Annotated in this window: 17 protein-coding genes; 4 read left to right on the top strand and 13 right to left on the bottom strand. The window is 52.2% G+C overall.

The window, feature by feature from the left end:
• Positions 1 to 13 precede the first annotated feature (13 nt).
• Positions 14 to 946 (bottom strand): LysR family transcriptional regulator, encoded by a 933-nt coding sequence (locus tag DW47_RS0110965; RefSeq protein ID WP_029686468.1) that lies wholly within the window; start codon positions 944 to 946, stop codon positions 14 to 16.
• Positions 947 to 1,048: 102 nt separating this feature from the next.
• Here DW47_RS0110965 and DW47_RS0110960 point away from each other — a divergent pair, with 102 nt between their 5' ends.
• Complete coding sequence (locus DW47_RS0110960) at positions 1,049 to 1,438, top strand: tautomerase family protein (RefSeq protein WP_029686467.1); 390 nt, start codon at positions 1,049 to 1,051, stop codon at positions 1,436 to 1,438.
• 62 nt (positions 1,439 to 1,500) lie between these two features.
• Here DW47_RS0110960 and DW47_RS0110955 read toward each other — a convergent pair whose 3' ends face one another.
• The 4 genes from DW47_RS0110955 to dnaB all read right to left on the bottom strand — a co-directional run bounded on the left by DW47_RS0110955 (position 1,501) and on the right by dnaB (position 5,535).
• On the bottom strand, positions 1,501 to 2,697 hold the full coding sequence (locus DW47_RS0110955; RefSeq protein WP_029686466.1) for an amino acid aminotransferase: 1,197 nt from the start codon (positions 2,695 to 2,697) through the stop codon (positions 1,501 to 1,503).
• Positions 2,698 to 2,727: 30 nt separating this feature from the next.
• The gene (locus tag DW47_RS0110950; RefSeq protein WP_029686465.1) at positions 2,728 to 3,363 is read right to left on the bottom strand and encodes a YitT family protein; all 636 of its coding nucleotides are present in this window, start codon (positions 3,361 to 3,363) and stop codon (positions 2,728 to 2,730) included.
• A gap of 220 nt (positions 3,364 to 3,583) precedes the next feature.
• The gene (locus DW47_RS0110945) at positions 3,584 to 4,063 is read right to left on the bottom strand and encodes an Lrp/AsnC family transcriptional regulator (protein WP_029686464.1); all 480 of its coding nucleotides are present in this window, start codon (positions 4,061 to 4,063) and stop codon (positions 3,584 to 3,586) included.
• A gap of 65 nt (positions 4,064 to 4,128) precedes the next feature.
• On the bottom strand, positions 4,129 to 5,535 hold the full coding sequence (dnaB, locus tag DW47_RS0110940) for a replicative DNA helicase (protein WP_029686463.1): 1,407 nt from the start codon (positions 5,533 to 5,535) through the stop codon (positions 4,129 to 4,131).
• 107 nt (positions 5,536 to 5,642) lie between these two features.
• Here dnaB and DW47_RS0110935 point away from each other — a divergent pair, with 107 nt between their 5' ends.
• Positions 5,643 to 6,626, top strand: coding sequence for an NADPH:quinone reductase (locus tag DW47_RS0110935; RefSeq protein ID WP_029686462.1), 984 nt, complete (start codon positions 5,643 to 5,645; stop codon positions 6,624 to 6,626).
• 188 nt (positions 6,627 to 6,814) lie between these two features.
• Here DW47_RS0110935 and pspG read toward each other — a convergent pair whose 3' ends face one another.
• Positions 6,815 to 7,087: an envelope stress response protein PspG gene (pspG, locus tag DW47_RS0110930; RefSeq protein WP_029686461.1), complete on the bottom strand. Its 273-nt coding sequence runs from the start codon at positions 7,085 to 7,087 to the stop codon at positions 6,815 to 6,817.
• Positions 7,088 to 7,250: 163 nt separating this feature from the next.
• Positions 7,251 to 8,285, bottom strand: coding sequence for a tRNA dihydrouridine(20/20a) synthase DusA (dusA, locus tag DW47_RS0110925; RefSeq protein ID WP_071846639.1), 1,035 nt, complete (start codon positions 8,283 to 8,285; stop codon positions 7,251 to 7,253).
• Positions 8,286 to 8,515: 230 nt separating this feature from the next.
• Here dusA and zur point away from each other — a divergent pair, with 230 nt between their 5' ends.
• The gene (gene zur, locus DW47_RS0110920; RefSeq protein WP_029686459.1) at positions 8,516 to 9,034 is read left to right on the top strand and encodes a zinc uptake transcriptional repressor Zur; all 519 of its coding nucleotides are present in this window, start codon (positions 8,516 to 8,518) and stop codon (positions 9,032 to 9,034) included.
• Between the two features lie 2 nt (positions 9,035 to 9,036).
• Here zur and dinF read toward each other — a convergent pair whose 3' ends face one another.
• The 3 genes from dinF to DW47_RS0110905 form a co-directional block, all read right to left on the bottom strand.
• Complete coding sequence (dinF, locus tag DW47_RS0110915) at positions 9,037 to 10,359, bottom strand: MATE family efflux transporter DinF (RefSeq protein WP_029686458.1); 1,323 nt, start codon at positions 10,357 to 10,359, stop codon at positions 9,037 to 9,039.
• 163 nt (positions 10,360 to 10,522) lie between these two features.
• Positions 10,523 to 11,137: a transcriptional repressor LexA gene (gene lexA, locus DW47_RS0110910; protein ID WP_029686457.1), complete on the bottom strand. Its 615-nt coding sequence runs from the start codon at positions 11,135 to 11,137 to the stop codon at positions 10,523 to 10,525.
• Between the two features lie 108 nt (positions 11,138 to 11,245).
• Positions 11,246 to 11,611 carry a diacylglycerol kinase gene (locus tag DW47_RS0110905; RefSeq protein WP_029686456.1) on the bottom strand — a complete coding sequence of 122 codons (366 nt, stop codon included), beginning with the start codon at positions 11,609 to 11,611 and terminating at the stop codon, positions 11,246 to 11,248.
• Positions 11,612 to 11,719: 108 nt separating this feature from the next.
• On the opposite strand from DW47_RS0110905, the gene plsB reads away from it, so the two are divergent.
• Positions 11,720 to 14,158: a glycerol-3-phosphate 1-O-acyltransferase PlsB gene (gene plsB / locus DW47_RS0110900; protein ID WP_029686455.1), complete on the top strand. Its 2,439-nt coding sequence runs from the start codon at positions 11,720 to 11,722 to the stop codon at positions 14,156 to 14,158.
• 139 nt (positions 14,159 to 14,297) lie between these two features.
• Here plsB and ubiA read toward each other — a convergent pair whose 3' ends face one another.
• From ubiA to psiE, 3 genes are all read right to left on the bottom strand, one after another.
• Positions 14,298 to 15,182 carry a 4-hydroxybenzoate octaprenyltransferase gene (gene ubiA, locus DW47_RS0110895; protein ID WP_029686454.1) on the bottom strand — a complete coding sequence of 295 codons (885 nt, stop codon included), beginning with the start codon at positions 15,180 to 15,182 and terminating at the stop codon, positions 14,298 to 14,300.
• A 6-nt stretch (positions 15,183 to 15,188) separates the two neighbouring features.
• Positions 15,189 to 15,716 carry a chorismate lyase gene (gene ubiC, locus DW47_RS0110890; protein ID WP_029686453.1) on the bottom strand — a complete coding sequence of 176 codons (528 nt, stop codon included), beginning with the start codon at positions 15,714 to 15,716 and terminating at the stop codon, positions 15,189 to 15,191.
• Positions 15,717 to 15,863: 147 nt separating this feature from the next.
• Positions 15,864 to 16,289, bottom strand: a complete 426-nt coding sequence (gene psiE, locus DW47_RS0110885) for a phosphate-starvation-inducible protein PsiE (RefSeq protein ID WP_029686452.1) — start codon at positions 16,287 to 16,289, stop codon at positions 15,864 to 15,866.
• Positions 16,290 to 16,292: the final 3 nt, after the last annotated feature.

Raw genomic sequence — 16,292 nt, 5'->3', positions numbered from 1 at the left:
GCAGTCCAGTCACTTAGCGTGACATCCGCTGGTCGCTAAACGCATCCTGTAGCCAATGGCTAAACACAGTGACTGCCCTAGGGACCCGTGGTGAATAAGGGCGCACCAGCCAGATTTTATCCGCAAACCCGCCCTCAATCTGCCAGTCCGCCAGGACTGGGGTCAGTTGTCCTGCCTGCAATGCAGCGCGGGCGCTGAACTCCGGTAGCATCGCAATACCGAGACCCGCAATGGCGGCATCACGGATCGACTCACTGTTATTGGTGGCAAAACTGCCTCTGATGGTGACGCTGCAACATTCCTGCTGCTGGGAATGGCGGAAGCGCCACTGTGGCAACTCGTTGCCGCGGGGGTAATAGAGACAATCATATTGTGTCAGCGCCTGCGGGTGTTGCGGTGTCCCGGCCCATTTCAGGTAGTCCGGTGCCGCCACCAGCAAGGTGCGGGTATCACACAGCGGTAGAACCACATGGGTATCTGCAACCCGATGGCTGTGGCGGATTGCCAAGTCAAACCCTTCACTGGCCAGAGACAGTAGCTGATCAGAGACTTCCAACTGGATCCTCACCTGCGGATACTGTTGTAAAAAACCGCGGATCGGCCCTAACAATTGCTGGCGGGCAAAGGCCACCGGTGCAGTAATGCGTACAGTCCCCCGTAAGGGGCCGCTGCTATCCCGTATCGCCGTAAACTGTTGTTCAATCTGCTCAAACGGCTGGCGTAGCCCACTAGTCAGCGTTTTACCGGCCTCGGTCAGACGAACACTGCGGGTGGTGCGAGTCACCAACGCCACACCGGCTAAGCTCTCTAACTGTTTGATCTTCTGACTCATCGCCGCCTTACTGACCCCTAACTGTTCCGCTGCACGGGTAAAGCTTCCCTGCTCTGCCAGCACCAACAGCCAGTGTAACGGGTTGAGTAATGCGTCAGCCTGACTTCTTTTCATAACGACTATTCACTCTGTTAAACAATCATTTCACGTAGAACGCTTTTTCTACCCGCCCGGAAAAGCCAGAATGGGGATAGATACCCTTAAGGAGTCCGCAATATGCCATTATTACAGTTTGATATTATTGAAGGTCGCAGTGAACAGGAAGTGAAAACCTTACTGAATACGGCTCATCAGGTGGTACTGGAAGCCTTTAAAGTGCCAGAACGTGACCGTTACCAGATTGTTCACGAAAACAAAGCCTATCAGATGGTCTTCCAGGATACTGGACTGGGTTTTGAACGCAGTGAGAAGTTTGTCATGTTGCGTGTTTTTACTAGCCCGCGCAGCGATGAACAGAAACAGTACTTTATGAAGCGCTTAGCGGAAGAGCTGAAGTCGGTCTGTGGTATCGACGGGAATGACCTGATGATCTCCTTTATCAGTAACGGTAAAGGTGACTGGAGCTTTGGCTATGGTGAAGCTCAGTATATGACCGGAACCTTATAATCTCTGGTTTCAGATAAACAAAAAGCGGGATCTCTCCCGCTTTTCACTGCCTGTCGATGAGATTACGCCATCACCGCCGCAAAGGCCTCAGCGACACGCTGAATATTGCGGCTATTGAGGCCCGCGACACACATCCGCCCACTGCTGATCAGATAAATACCGAACTCGTCACGCAATCTGTCCACCTGCTGAGCGCTCAGCCCAGTGTAGCTGAACATGCCACGCTGTTTTTCCAAGTAACTGAAATCCCGTCCCGGTAAGGCCTGATTCAGAGCCGTTACCAGAGCCTGACGCATATCGAGAATACGCAGACGCATCTCTTCCAGTTCATCCAGCCACTGCTGACGCAGAGTATCGTCATTAAGGACCGAGGAAACCAGTAATGCACCGTGGGTCGGCGGGCTAGAGTAGTTACGGCGTACCGCCGCTTTCAGTTGCCCCAGCACACAATTTGCTTCATCACTGTCAGCGCAAATCACCGACAGACCGCCAACACGCTCACTGTATAGCGAGAAAATCTTTGAGAAGGAGTTACTGACCATCACCGGTAAACCCGCTTCCGCAGCAGCGCGGATCGCATAGCAATCTTTTTCTGCACCCGCGCCAAAGCCCTGGTAGGCAATATCCATAAACGGGATCAGACCGCGATCTTTCAGTACTTCAATGGTTTTATCCCATTGCTCTGTTGTCAGATCTGCCCCGGTTGGGTTATGGCAGCAAGGGTGCAGCAGTACCACACTGCGCGCTGGCAAGGCATTCAGCGCATCGATAAAGGCCGGGAAGTTAACACCATGAGTTTGCGGGTCATACCACGGATAACGGTTCACCTTGAAACCGGCACCGGAGAAGATAGCGATATGATTTTCCCACGTCGGGTCGCTGACCCACAGCTCCGAGTCTGGGAAATACGTTTTCAGAAAATCGGCACCCACTTTCAGCGCACCTGAGCCACCGAGGGTCTGGATACAGGCAATACGCCCGCTCTCTGCCAGAGGATGGCCGGCACCAAATAGCAGGTTAATAATCGCCTGGCGATAGGCACTCATTCCTTCCATCGGCAGATAAATTGAGGCTTCACGGGCATTCACCGCCAGACGCTTCTCTGCGTCGACCACCGCCTGCAGCTGAGGAACAACCCCTTCTTCGTTATAATAAAGGCCGATACTCAGATTAACTTTGGCGACCCGCGGATCTTGTTTATATTTTTCCATCAACGTCAGGATAGGATCGCCACCATAGGGCTCGACATGTTGAAACACGCTGTACTTCTCCGTTATTAATCACTGTGATTAGTCGCTGCCCGGTGACACCCTGTAGCGACCGGGACGGTGGTTCATGGCAATAATCAGATTCAGGATCACCGCACCACACACCGATGCCAGCAGCATCGGCAGTGACACCACCCATAGCGAAGCCAGTACCACACAGGTATCGACCGCCATCTGTAATTTCCCTGCCCGTAATCCGATACGTTTCTGCAGCCATAATGCGAGAATATTCACACCACCCAGGCTGGCTTTGTGCCGGAACAGAACAATGAACCCCATGCCCATCACAATATTACCAAATAGGGCGGCATAGAAAGGATTTAAGCTGGAAAAATGCATAAACATCGGGTGCAGGTGGGTAAACAGCGACACCAGTGCCACCGCACTGAAGGTTTTAAGGGTAAATTCCCACCCCATTTGGCGTACAGCCAACCAGTAAAACGGCAGGTTAATCAGAAAAAAGGCCGCGCCAAAGGATAAGGGTGAAATATAACTGATCAGAAACGCAATCCCAGCAGTGCTACCAGTTAGCGCGCCAGCCTGCTTTAGCATCACAATCCCAAAAGAGACCAGCAGAGTGCCAAACAGTATCGCGAGTGCGTCCTCTGCCCAGCTGTGTGGTATATGATCGCTATTTGTAGTGCTTATTGTCGACATCATTCCCCCGTCAGGAATCAACACTCAGCCCGACCCTCTCCCTGAGACAACGCTTCAACAGCCTGTGGAAAGGAAGGAGTGACCTGAGAAAAAGTAATATAGAGTCTTCACATAAGGCGGGGACGACAGCAAATAAGCAAAAGTGCGCATATTGAGTCACCCCATTGCACTATTTACGCATTTTTTTAGGATAATTGCACGATATTGATCGCACCTGAGCCTAATCTCCCCCGGGCAGACCATCGAGCATCAGGCCGTCCTCTTTGATACGGTTAAGCACCACTGAGGTTTTAACATGCGCCACCCCCTGATAACCGGCTACCAACTGATGGATCAGCATGCTCAGGGCGTTGAGGTCCGCTACCGTCACTTTCAACAGATAATCGGCATCACCGGTGGTTTTAAATGCATCAATAATGGCACTGTCTTCCGCTACACGACGGTGGAAGTTATCCACATATTCTGAGCTGTGGTTCATCAGTTGGACTTCTATAAGACCAGTCACTTCCGGCCCCAGTGCATCCGGCGACAATCTGGCGTAGTAACCGAGAATACTGCCGGTCTGCTCCAGTTGAATACGGCGCCGCGAACACTGTGACGCCGATAGCCCAACCAACCCACTGAGTTCCTGATTGGTTAAGCGGCCATTGCTTTGTAACAGCGTCAGGATTTGAATATCATGGTTATCGAGGCGGATCATTGCAGGTTCTCTCAGGCAGACTGCTGGTTAACCGTCACAGCACGGAACTGTGACGGAACAGAAGATTACTCATCGTCGTATTGCGGGCCGGCATAGTTATCGAACCTCGACCATTGACCATTAAATGTCAGGCGTACCGTACCGATCGGCCCGTTACGCTGTTTACCTAAGATAATTTCAGCAATCCCTTTCATATCACTGTTCTCGTGATAAACCTCATCACGGTAGATAAACATAATTAAGTCAGCATCCTGTTCGATGGATCCCGATTCACGCAAATCCGAGTTGACCGGACGCTTATCTGCACGCTGCTCCAATGAACGGTTAAGCTGCGACAGTGCCACCACCGGCACATTCAGTTCTTTTGCCAGTGCTTTCAGCGATCGGGAAATTTCAGCGATCTCCAAGGTACGGTTATCCGACAGTGACGGCACTCGCATTAACTGCAGGTAATCGATCATAATCATGCTCAGACCGCCATTTTCGCGGAATATACGCCGAGCACGAGAACGGACTTCGGTCGGCGTCAGGCCTGAGGAATCATCGATATACATATTTTTCTTTTCCAGCAACACCCCCATGGTGCCAGAAATCCTAGACCAATCTTCATCATCCAACTGACCGGTACGAATACGGGTCTGATCGACACGGGATAGGGAAGCCAGCATACGCATCATCAGCTGCTCACTGGGCATCTCTAGGCTGAAAATCAGTACCGGTTTAGACTGCAACATTGCCGCATTTTCACACAAGTTCATCGCAAAGGTGGTTTTACCCATCGACGGACGTGCTGCGATGATGATTAGGTCCGACCCCTGCAGACCTGCGGTCTTCTTATTCAGATCCTGATAGCCAGTATCGACCCCGGTCACCCCATCATGCGGGGTGCCGACAAGCTCCTCGATACGGCTGATGGTGGCTTCCAGAACCTGTTCAATATTTTGCGGACCGTCTTCTTTATTGGCCCGTTTTTCGGCAATCTTAAAGACACTGGATTCAGCTAAGTCCAACAGATCTTCACTACTACGACCCTGAGGGTCAAAACCGGCATCGGCGATTTCATTCGCCACCGAGATCATTTCACGAACGACAGCACGTTCACGGACAATATCGGCATAAGCACCAATGTTTGCTGCACTTGGCGTATTTTTTGCCAGTTCAGCCAGATAGGCGAATCCGCCAACCATCTCCAATTCTGCCCTCGTCTCCAGCGATTCGGACAGTGTGATCAGATCAATCGGCTGGTTCAGTTCCAGTAGACGCTGCATCTCCGAGAAAATGATCCGATGTGGCCGGCTATAGAAATCTTCTGCCACCACGCGCTCAGAAACATTATCCCAGCGGTTATTGTCCAGCATTAATCCCCCGAGCACAGATTGCTCTGCTTCGACAGAATGGGGCGGCATTTTTACGCCTTCCAGCTGACGATCACGGGAGTCGTTGGATTTGTTCGCGGATGTATTTCCTGCCATAGTGAATGTCATTACCAGTGTTGATCAAGGGGCGACACAGTATACGTTTTTTTTCATCGGATTGTCGCCCTGTCCCCCGGCAAACAACATGATTTCAGGGAGTGCGAATGCCAAATCGAATTCAGTATCGTCAGCATGGTGGCCCGGAAGTGCTTGAATGGACAGCCTTCACTCTGCCAGAACCCGCTGAGCACGAGGTGGTGGTAGAAAATAAAGCCATAGGTATCAATTATATCGATACCTATTTCCGCAGCGGACTCTACCCGTCACCAACGTTACCGGCAGGACTCGGAACTGAAGCCGCCGGCGTGGTAGTCAGTACCGGCTCCGCAGTCAGTCGCGTTGCCCCCGGTGATCGGGTGGTCTATGCACAGTCAGCTTCCGGGGCCTACAGCGAAGCGCATATTGTTCATGAAGATAAATTGGTAAAACTGCCGGACAGTATCAGTTTCGAACAGGCAGCGGCCTCGTTTCTAAAAGGGTTGACCGTGCAATATCTGTTACGTCAGACCTATCCGGTCACTGCTGGTGAAACCTTCCTGTTTCATGCCGCTGCCGGGGGCGTGGGTCTGATCGCCTGCCAATGGGCAAAAGCGCTGGGTGCAAAACTGATAGGCACCGTAGGCTCGGCGGCGAAAGCCGAGGCAGCCTTGGACGCAGGGGCATTCGCCACCATTAACTCTCGTCAAGAAGACATCGCAGCGCGGGTCGCTGAGTTAACCGACGGGCAGAAAGTACCCGTCGTCTTTGATTCAGTCGGCAAAGAGACCTGGGAGGCTTCCTTAGATTCCCTGCAACGCCGTGGATTGATGGTCAGCTTTGGTAATGCCTCCGGACCGGTGACTGGGGTGAACCTGGGGATCCTTAACCAAAAAGGCTCGTTGTTTGTCACGCGCCCTTCGTTGTTTGGTTATATTACGACGCCCGCGGAGTTAGATGCCGCCAGCAGCGAACTCTTCGCCCTGATCGCCAGCGGGGCAATCAAGGTTGAGGTTCCTGACCAGCAGAAATTTGCCCTCAAGGATGCCGCCGAAGCACACCGGCAGTTGGAAAGCCGTACAACCCGAGGTTCCAGCTTACTGATCCCCTGATAGCAGAATGTAAAACGGGCTTCCCAAAGGAAGCCCGTTTCTTTTTTTATTCGCACTGGTGTAGGGACAGAGCGATGAACTGCGATAAACAACTACAAAAATTATCGCTGATCCGGGACGAGAAAAACCTGTGCAGATTCACATTTTAAGACATCAATCATCACTTTTACTGAACAAGACGCCCCTTATCACAAATAACGGTTGAAGCGTGAGACCCTGGCGCGTCTTTTAGCCGCCTGGCGTTGCGCCGGGGTGACTGCCGGTCCGGCCAAAAAGGTCTGATAAATCCATGCCACGGCGACTGCCAGCAGTAACCACGGCAGCACTTTAACGATAAACACTAGAAAACCGGAAAACGCCATCAGCACAGTGGCAACCAACAGGGCTGCCATCACACCCAGCACAGAGACGCCGGTAACCAGTAGCATCACAAAAAAGCCGAGCACAAATAAGACTTCCATAACTTACCTCCGCAGAGATCAACAACGATATAGTTGTCTTACTTACAAGAAACGTGCCACAGTGCGACTTAATCTAACCCTATGATATCACGATAGATTTCAAAATAAGTGAGCGCCACTTTTAGTGAAAAAGACCAAAAAGTGGCGAAAAAGATAGCAAGATTTATTCTCCGGTCACTTTCAACAATGCTTTTTCCAGTACGCTGACATCCGCTCCCGGCTTGTGGGCATTTTCACTCAGATAACGACGCCACTGCCGTGCTCCCGGGATCCCTTGGAACAACCCGAGCATATGGCGAGTAATATGGCCCAAGTAAGTGCCCTGACTCAGTTCTGCTTCGATATACGGATACATCGCCCGAACCACCGCAACCGGATCTGGTTGTGCATGACTTTGTCCATAAATCCGCTGATCGACCTGCGCCAGGATCCCCGGATTCTGATAGGCTTCGCGACCCATCATCACCCCATCCACATACTTAAGATGCTCAACGGCTTCATCAAGGGATTTAACTCCGCCGTTAATACCGATGTTCAGTTGGGGGAAGTCCTGCTTAATCTGATAGACCCGTGGGTAATCCAATGGTGGAATTTCACGGTTTTCTTTCGGGCTCAGGCCAGATAACCAAGCTTTACGGGCATGCAGAGTGAATGACTGACAGCCGCCATCACTGGCGACTGTGCCGATGAAATCACACAGAAATTGATAGCTGTCCTGCTCATCAATACCGATACGCGTTTTCACCGTCACCGGAATACTGACCACATCACGCATGGCTCGGATGCAATCTGCCACCAAAGCCGCTTCGCCCATCAGGCAAGCACCGAAACGCCCGTTCTGCACACGGTCTGACGGACAGCCAACATTGAGGTTAATCTCATCATAGCCGCGGGCTTCTGCCAGCTGTGCGCACTGCGCCAGAGCTGCGGGATCACTGCCCCCCAACTGTAATGCCACTGGGTGTTCGGCCTGGCTGTACGCCAGATAATCCCCTTTGCCGTGAATAATCGCCCCCGTCGTCACCATTTCGGTGTACAACAGCGTCTCAGAGGTCAGCTGACGATGAAAATAACGGCAGTGGCGATCGGTCCAGTCGAGCATAGGCGCAATCGAGAAACGATCGGCACGGTAAACGGGCTGGGAGGTTGTCGGATCTTCACCGGTACTGGGTCCGGCTGTCTGGCTGATTTCGTGCATGTATTTGATATCGTATTTTGGCCGAGGCTGACCTGCGTGACGCAGCCGTCTCGGAAAGAAAGTGTCGGAAAATCTGGCGTACTATAGCATAGAAAAGCGTCACTATGCGGCTGACTCAACATATCCGATGGTGCATAGCCCGCCTATCCGCACCACACAACATCAAGATTAACCGTTGCGGTCGTGATAAGATATAACATCACTTAACCCCTTCGTCGGAGATGGCCATTATGCAACACCCCCTTCCTGCACAAATTCTTGCTGAAGCGCAGGAACTCTGTCTGAAGCGCGGTGCACGAATGACCGCCCAGCGCGCAGAGGTTCTACGTCTGATGGCTGAGCAACAAGGTGCTATCAGTGCCTACGATTTACTAGATAAACTGCGCATTAGCGAGCCTCAGGCCAAGCCTCCGACTGTCTACCGTGCGCTGGATTTCTTGCTGGAACAAGGCTTTATCCACCGAGTAGCTTCTAATAACAGTTATGTGGTCTGCCCGCATTTTGAACACCCCTCTCATACTTCGGTGATGTTAGTCTGTGATCACTGTGCCTCTGTCAGCGAGTGCCATGCTGAAGGCGTCGAGCATCTGATTGCCGCCCAAGCGACTCAGGCCGGTTTTGTACTACGCCACAGCGTCATCGAAGCCCATGGACTGTGTGAAAAATGCGCCGAAGTGGCCGCCTGTCAGGATCCGCAGCAGTGCCAACACGACCACAGCACTGAGCCGCGTAAACGTCCAGCCCGTTAAGGTTACGGGGTAAACCAAGTTCCGCGGCGCTGATGATGCATCCAGCAGGCGCCGAGAGTGATCCCGCGCAGGACCATAAACGCGCACAGTGCCAACCACAGTCCATGGTTACCCAACCAAGGAACGCTCAGTAGCATGACGCCGAATCCCAGCGCCGACACTGCCATACTGTTACGCATCTCGCGCCCGCGGGTGGCACCAATGAACAGCCCATCGAGCAGATAGCCCGCGACCCCGGCTAGCGGCAAGATCACCTGCCAGACCAAATAGCGATCAGCCAACTGCCGTAAGTCCGGTAAAGACGTCAAAATCGCGACAATCTCTCGCCCTGTCACGGCGTAGATCACCGAGAACGCCAAAGCCACAATGCCTGCCTGACGGCAGGAGGCTTTCCAGACCTCTTGCAACTTTCCGTTTTCGCGGGCACCGTAGGCTTCACCAGAGACTGCTTCAACCGCATAGGCAAAGCCATCCAGCGCATAGGCAGTAAAGGTCAGAAACATCATCAGCAGGGCATTGACCGCGACTATCTGGCTACCGAGTCGTGCGCCAGCTATGGTCAGCGAAGCAAAGCAGATCTGTAACAATAGCGAGCGCAACAGAATATCCCGGTTTAGGCCCAGCAGACGTTTGATATCACCGCGCCAGCCGTTTAACAACAATCCGACCGAAATCTGGCGGCGGTTAAGCACCTGATAAACAAGCAGTAGACCACTCAATAACGACACATACTCGGCGATCACTGTTGCAGCGGCGGCCCCTTGAACGCCCATTTTTAGGTGCCAGACAAACCATACTTCCAGCACGATATTCACCAAATTACCGGCCACCAGCAAGATCACCGGTGCTCGGGCATACTGCACCCCGAGAAGCCACCCAAGGATCACTAAGTTAGCAAAGGTCGCCGGAGCACTTAGCCAGCGGGTATCAATGAAAATGCGCGCCTGTTCTAACAGCTGAGGACTGCCGCCAATAAACGAGGTCGCCAGTTGACTGACTGGATGGCGACACAGCATAAATAGCAGCCCGGCCACCAGGCTAAGGATCAACGGTTGAACCAAGGCCCTCGCGAGCGCGGCGGCATCGGCTGCCCCCCAAGCTTGAGCGGTCATTCCGGTGGTGCTCATGCGCAAAAACAGTAGCAACATAAACAGAAAGCTGGTGATGGTCGTCCCTACGGCGACACCGCCCAGATACACAGAACTGTTCAGGTGACCGATAATGCCGGTGTCCACCAGTCCCATCAATGGCACGGTAATATTGGATAACACCATCGGTAAGGCCAGTCGCCAGAGTTGTTTATCTGTTGCACTGAATAAAGGCATGACATTTCCTGAGCAGAAAGCGGGATTATCCGCTGTGCGCAGCAGTGGCCGGGAAGGTGATACTAAAATCAGCCATCACCAGGCAGGAGCATCAGCGGGGGAACATCCGCCACCAGGCGGAGTGCTGGTGACGTTAACACAGGATGAAGGAAAAGGGGGGGAATTACAGCCACTCACCGTTACGAATAATACCGACCGCCAGACCTTCAACGGTGAGGCTCTGCTCGCGCACATCGACCACAATCGGCGAAAACTCACTGTTTTCCGGCAGCAGTTGCACGGTATTACCCTGTTTTTTCCAACGCTTAACCGTGACTTCGTCATCAATTCTGGCCACCACAACCTGGCCGTTACGGACGTCTTGGGTCTTATGAACCGCGAGCAGGTCGCCGTCCATAATACCGATATCTTTCATGGACATCCCGCTGACACGTAGCAGAAAATCTGCGCCCGGCTTAAACAGCCCCGGATCAACCTGATAATGGCTTTCGATATGTTGCTGCGCCAGCAGTGGTTCACCTGCTGCTACGCGGCCAATGAGGGGTAACCCTTCACTGACCTCTTCTTCCATCAGCAGACGGATACCACGAGAAGCACCGGAGACAATTTCAATCACCCCTTTTCGGGCCAGGGCTTTCAGGTGTTCTTCGGCTGCATTTGGGGAACGGAAACCCAGCTGGGACGCGATCTCGGCACGTGTTGGCGGCATTCCTGTTTGTTGGATATGCTCGCGTATCAGGTCATAGACCTGCTGTTGCCTGCTGGTTAATGCTTTCATCCCGCCCCCTGGTTGTTTATACAGTCGCTGTGAGTATATACAGGTATTTGCGAAATGAAAACCAAAAACCGTCATAAAACAAACAACTGTCGCTCACTCTGTGGACAGCTATTGCAGCGACCACAGCACCGAGCCCCATACCACCAGCGCCAGTAAGATCGCCAGCAGTACCGCAGCCGACCCCATATCTTTAGCCCGCCCAGAAAGAGCATGTTGCTCCCCGCCGAACCGGTCCACCACGGCTTCGATAGCACTGTTAATGATCTCGACAATTATCACCAATACGACCGAGCCAATCAGCATCAGCCGCGTCACAAGATTAATATCCAGACAGCAGGCGATGATCGCCGCTAGCACGGCCACTACCGTCTCCTGACGGAATGCCGCTTCATGCTCCCAAGCCGCACGTAAACCCTGCCATGAGTAGCCGGTAGCCTTGACGAGGCGACGCCATCCGGTGGTTTTTCCTGCCATAGTGGGGGACTCCTTTTTGTGATCATTGCTGCGTCCGCAACAGATTTTCTTCGCGGCTTCTGATATGCTTACGCCGCTTTGCTATCAGAAGAGGCTCCCGATTTGTCTATGTCAGGCTGGCGTAAACTTTATTATAAATTGCTCAGTATTCCATTATCTTTGCTGGTAAAAGGCAAAGTGATCCCGGGTGATCCAGTGACCGAACTCGGCTTGGACCCTACTCGCCCTATTATCTATGTATTTCCGTATGACTCCAAAGCAGATTTACTGGCACTGCGTACAGAATGCCTGAAACATGATCTGCCCGATCCCTTGGAGCCCCTAGACATCGACGGTAGTCTGCTGCCACGTCATGTGTTTATCCATGACGGTCCACGCTTACTGCCTTATTTCACCCCGAATCAGGAAACGGTGAAAATTTTCCACGATTACCTAGACTTGCATCGCAACAATCCTTCTCTGGATGTGCAACTAGTACCGGTATCCGTGATGTTTGGTCGTGCGCCGGGTAAAGAAGTTCAAGGCTCACAAACACCCGTACTTCGCGAGCTGAACGGCCTGCAGAAGTTTTTTGCCATCTTGTGGCTGGGACGTGACAGCTTTATCCGTTTCTCACCGATGGTTTCATTGCGTCAGATGGCCGATGAGCATGGTACCGACAAGTCTATCGCTCAAAAGCTGTCACGGGTTGCCCATATCCATTTCTCCCGTCAACGGTTAGCGGCGGTTGGCCCACGCCTACCTGCCCGACAAGATCTGTTCAACAAGCTATTGCAGTCAAAAGCTATCGAGAAAGCAGTAGAAGACGAAGCCCGCAGTAAAAAAATCTCCCATGAGATGGCCCAAAAAAATGCCGTCGCCATGATGGAAGAAATTGCCGCCGATTTCTCCTATGAGGCTATCCGTATCACTGACCGGGTAATGGGTTGGTTATGGAGCCGACTGTATAAAGGGATCAATGTCAGTGGCGGTGAGCGTATCCGTCAGTTGGCGCAGGATGGCCACGAATTAGTGTATGTGCCCTGCCACCGCAGCCACATGGACTACTTGCTGCTCTCTTATGTGCTCTATCACCAAGGCTTGGTGCCGCCACATATCGCCGCCGGCATTAACCTTAACTTCTGGCCGGCCGGCCCGATTTTCCGTCACCTAGGGGCTTTCTTTATTCGCCGCAGCTTTAAGGGCAATAAACTCTACTCCACGGTGTTCCGTGAATACCTGGGTGAACTGTTCAGCCGTGGCTACTCCGTCGAGTACTTCGTGGAAGGTGGCCGCTCCCGTACTGGTCGATTGCTGGACCCGAAAACCGGCACACTGACTATGACTCTGCAGGCCATGCTACGTGGCGGTAATCGTCCTATCACCCTAGTGCCGATCTATATCGGCTATGAACATGTGATGGAGGTGGCGACTTACGCCAAAGAGCTGCGTGGTGCCACCAAAGAAAAAGAAGGTCTGTTACAGATGTTACGCGGCCTACGTAAGCTGCGTAACCTCGGTCAAGGTTATGTGAACTTCGGAGAACCCCTACCGCTGGTCAACTACCTGAATACCCAAGTCCCGGAATGGCGTGAGGCGATCGACCCTATCGAGCCACAACGCCCAGCCTGGATGGCTCCGACCGTCAATGATATTGCTCAGCAGGTCATGGTACGCATCAACAATGCCGGTGCGGCTAATGCGATGAACCTGTGTGTCACTGCCTTACTGGCCTCTCCACAGCGTTCACTGACCCGTGAGCAACTACTGGAACAGCTGGCCTGTTACACCGGATTATTGCGTAATGTTCCTTATGCCGAAGGCGTCACTGTCCCGGACATGAGTTCTGCTGAACTGCTTGATCATGCGATGAGTATGAATAAGTTCACTATCGAACAGGACAATATCGGCGAAATCATCATCCTGCCAAAAGAGCAGGCAGTGCTGATGACTTATTACCGTAATAACATCCTGCACCTGCTGGTGATGCCGTCGTTGATTGCCGCGATTATTCAGCAGCATGGTACCCTGCGTAAACAAGAGTTACTGCGTCAGGTTACTCTGATTTATCCGATGCTGAAGAGTGAGCTGTTCCTACGCTGGGATAAAGACCAATTGGCAGAGGTTATCGATAAGATCTGTGATGAGCTAGTCAGTCAATCGCTGATCATCCGCAGCGATGAACATCTCTCTGTCGATCCCACCCGTCAGCGTGTGCTGGGGCTGCTGGCATCCGGCGTCCGTGAGACACTGCAACGTTACGCAATCACCTTCACTATCCTCAATGCTAAACCGGAAATCAATCGTGGGACGCTGGAGAAAGAGAGCCGTACTTTGGCACAACGCCTGTCGGTACTCCATGGTATCAATGCGCCGGAGTTCTTTGATAAAGCAGTCTTTACCGGCCTAGTGCTGACCTTACGTGATGAGGGCTATATCAGTGATAAAGATGATTCCGAACCGGAGAAAACCCGTGGAATGCGTCAAATCTTGCTTGATCTGATCACCCGCGATGTCCGACAGACCATTGAGAATGCCGTCGCTTCAGACAGCGATGCCGCAGTCTGATCCCGCTATATACTCTCAGGGTGCTCTACAGAGCGCCCTTTTTTTGGCCATCATCTGGACTGGATCTACGACAGACTAAGATAAAAAAGCCCCCGCAGTGCTAACACTGCGGGGGCTGGCAACGGTCAGGATGCTATGTTTACATCAGATTGATAAAGGGTAAGGTGCTTAATACCACGCCCAAGAAAATTACCAACCCGACATAATTATTGTTCAGGAAAGCGTGAAAATAGGCATCCCGATTACGTTCCATCGCCAGCTTTTGCTGATAGATAAAGCATCCTGCTGCCAACATCAGTGACAGACAGAACCACCCATTGAGATGCAGGATCTTACCCGCCATCGCCAGTAGCAGCAAGGTGGCGGACTGCAAGATACCAATAATCAGGCGATCGTAGCGGCCGAACAGGATCGCCGTCGATTTGACACCGATTTTCAGGTCATCATCACGGTCTACCATTGCGTAGAGGGTATCGTAGGCCACCGTCCAACAGACATTCGCCAGAAATACCAGCCAGCAGGCCAGCGGAACCGTGCCACTGACCGCCATCCAGGCCATCGGGATCGCCCAGCCAAAGGCAGCCCCCAGCACTACCTGTGGTAAGTGGGTGTAGCGCTTCATAAACGGATAGGCTGTCGCCAGGATCAGCCCACCCACCGAGAGCAAAATGGTTCGGGTATTCATGGTCAATACCAGCAGAAAAGCCACCGCGACCAAAAGCACGAACAATCCTTTAGCTTCTCTGCCGGTAACCAGTCCTGACGGTAACGGCCGCTGTGCAGTGCGTTTCACATGGCCATCCACCTTACGGTCGGCATAATCATTAATCACACACCCCGCCGCGCGCATCACAAATACACCGATAACAAACACTACCAGCACTTTCAGTGGGGGCAGTGTCATCCCGGACAGCCATAGCGCCCAGAGTGTCGGCCATAACAACAATAAGGTACCGATAGGCCGGTCAATACGCATCAAGCGCTGATAAGCCTGAAATTTTGTCAGTTTTACAGAGTCCTGCACGGGTTGTTATCCTTTCTCCCGGGGTGGATAGGCGGGTGACGCGGGTAAAAAAAGCTCGGTCAGTATCAGCGGCTTTCCTGAGAGTCGCAGCAGCGAATAACGCCCCCACAGTCCGTCACTGTGTCCCGGTAGGATAAAGTCACGGCTCAATTGCGAAGAGGTGAACAGAAAGCGCCCGAGCGGTGATTCGCCAAGCGCCAGCAACGCAGTTTCTGGTCCACTGAGGGTCCCTTCAGGTAACACTGTACGCCCCGAGAGCCAGGGTTTACCGTCGCCATATAATATGACTTCACGCAGCCAATAGCGGTCGGCGTGGTCGAATGCAGTATCACCGGTTTCATGGGGCAGTAATGTCGTTTTAGCCACAAAGCCTTCGCGAACCACCTTTACGGTCAGTTGCTGGCAATGACGCTCAAAACGTGCGGTCAGCGATCCTTCTTCCGACAACCAGTCAGAAATATCGGGGGACAACTGCGGAGCAGAAAACGGTACCCATTGCAACTGATACAATTTGCAGAATTGCTGTACAGACATGACATTCTCAGAAACCAGACAATACCAGCCAGCACGGTATCACCGACGCCAGCAGTTAAGTGCTGAACTATAGCAGACTCGTGACTACTAAACAGGATGATCTGTGTGAAGCTTACTCTTGTGCACAAAAAAACCTCTACCAGAGGATTATTCGCGTTTAAGACGCTTACTGTTCGCTAACCAAAGGGTACCGACCAGGATCAGGATTGCCCCAGAGTAATAGAGGGTATCCAGTGGGTTTTTATGGTCGACAATAATCAGACGAATAATCGCCGTGATACCGATATAAATAAAATAGCGTAATGGGAAGTGAAAACCGGACTTAAAGTACTTCACAATCAAAGCAATAAATTCGAAATAGAGGAAGTAAATGACGATCCCTTCAACCAGTAAATACGACGAAGACTGTTCCCCTGTATGAAACAGTACGTTCGCCAGATGAAGGGTCTCTTTACCTAAGAAGATCACCAGAATGATGGCTAGAATAATCAGACCGATATTTAAAACCCACTGCAATACGGCAGCGATCAGCGTGGCAACGGCCGATTTCACTACTTTATTGGTGTTTTCCATTGT

The organism is Tatumella saanichensis (genome assembly GCF_000439375.1).
Taxonomy (GTDB): Bacteria; Pseudomonadota; Gammaproteobacteria; order Enterobacterales; family Enterobacteriaceae; genus Tatumella; species Tatumella saanichensis.
The sequence above is the reverse complement of the archived record's forward strand: the minus strand, read 5'-3'. Positions and strand labels throughout refer to the sequence as shown.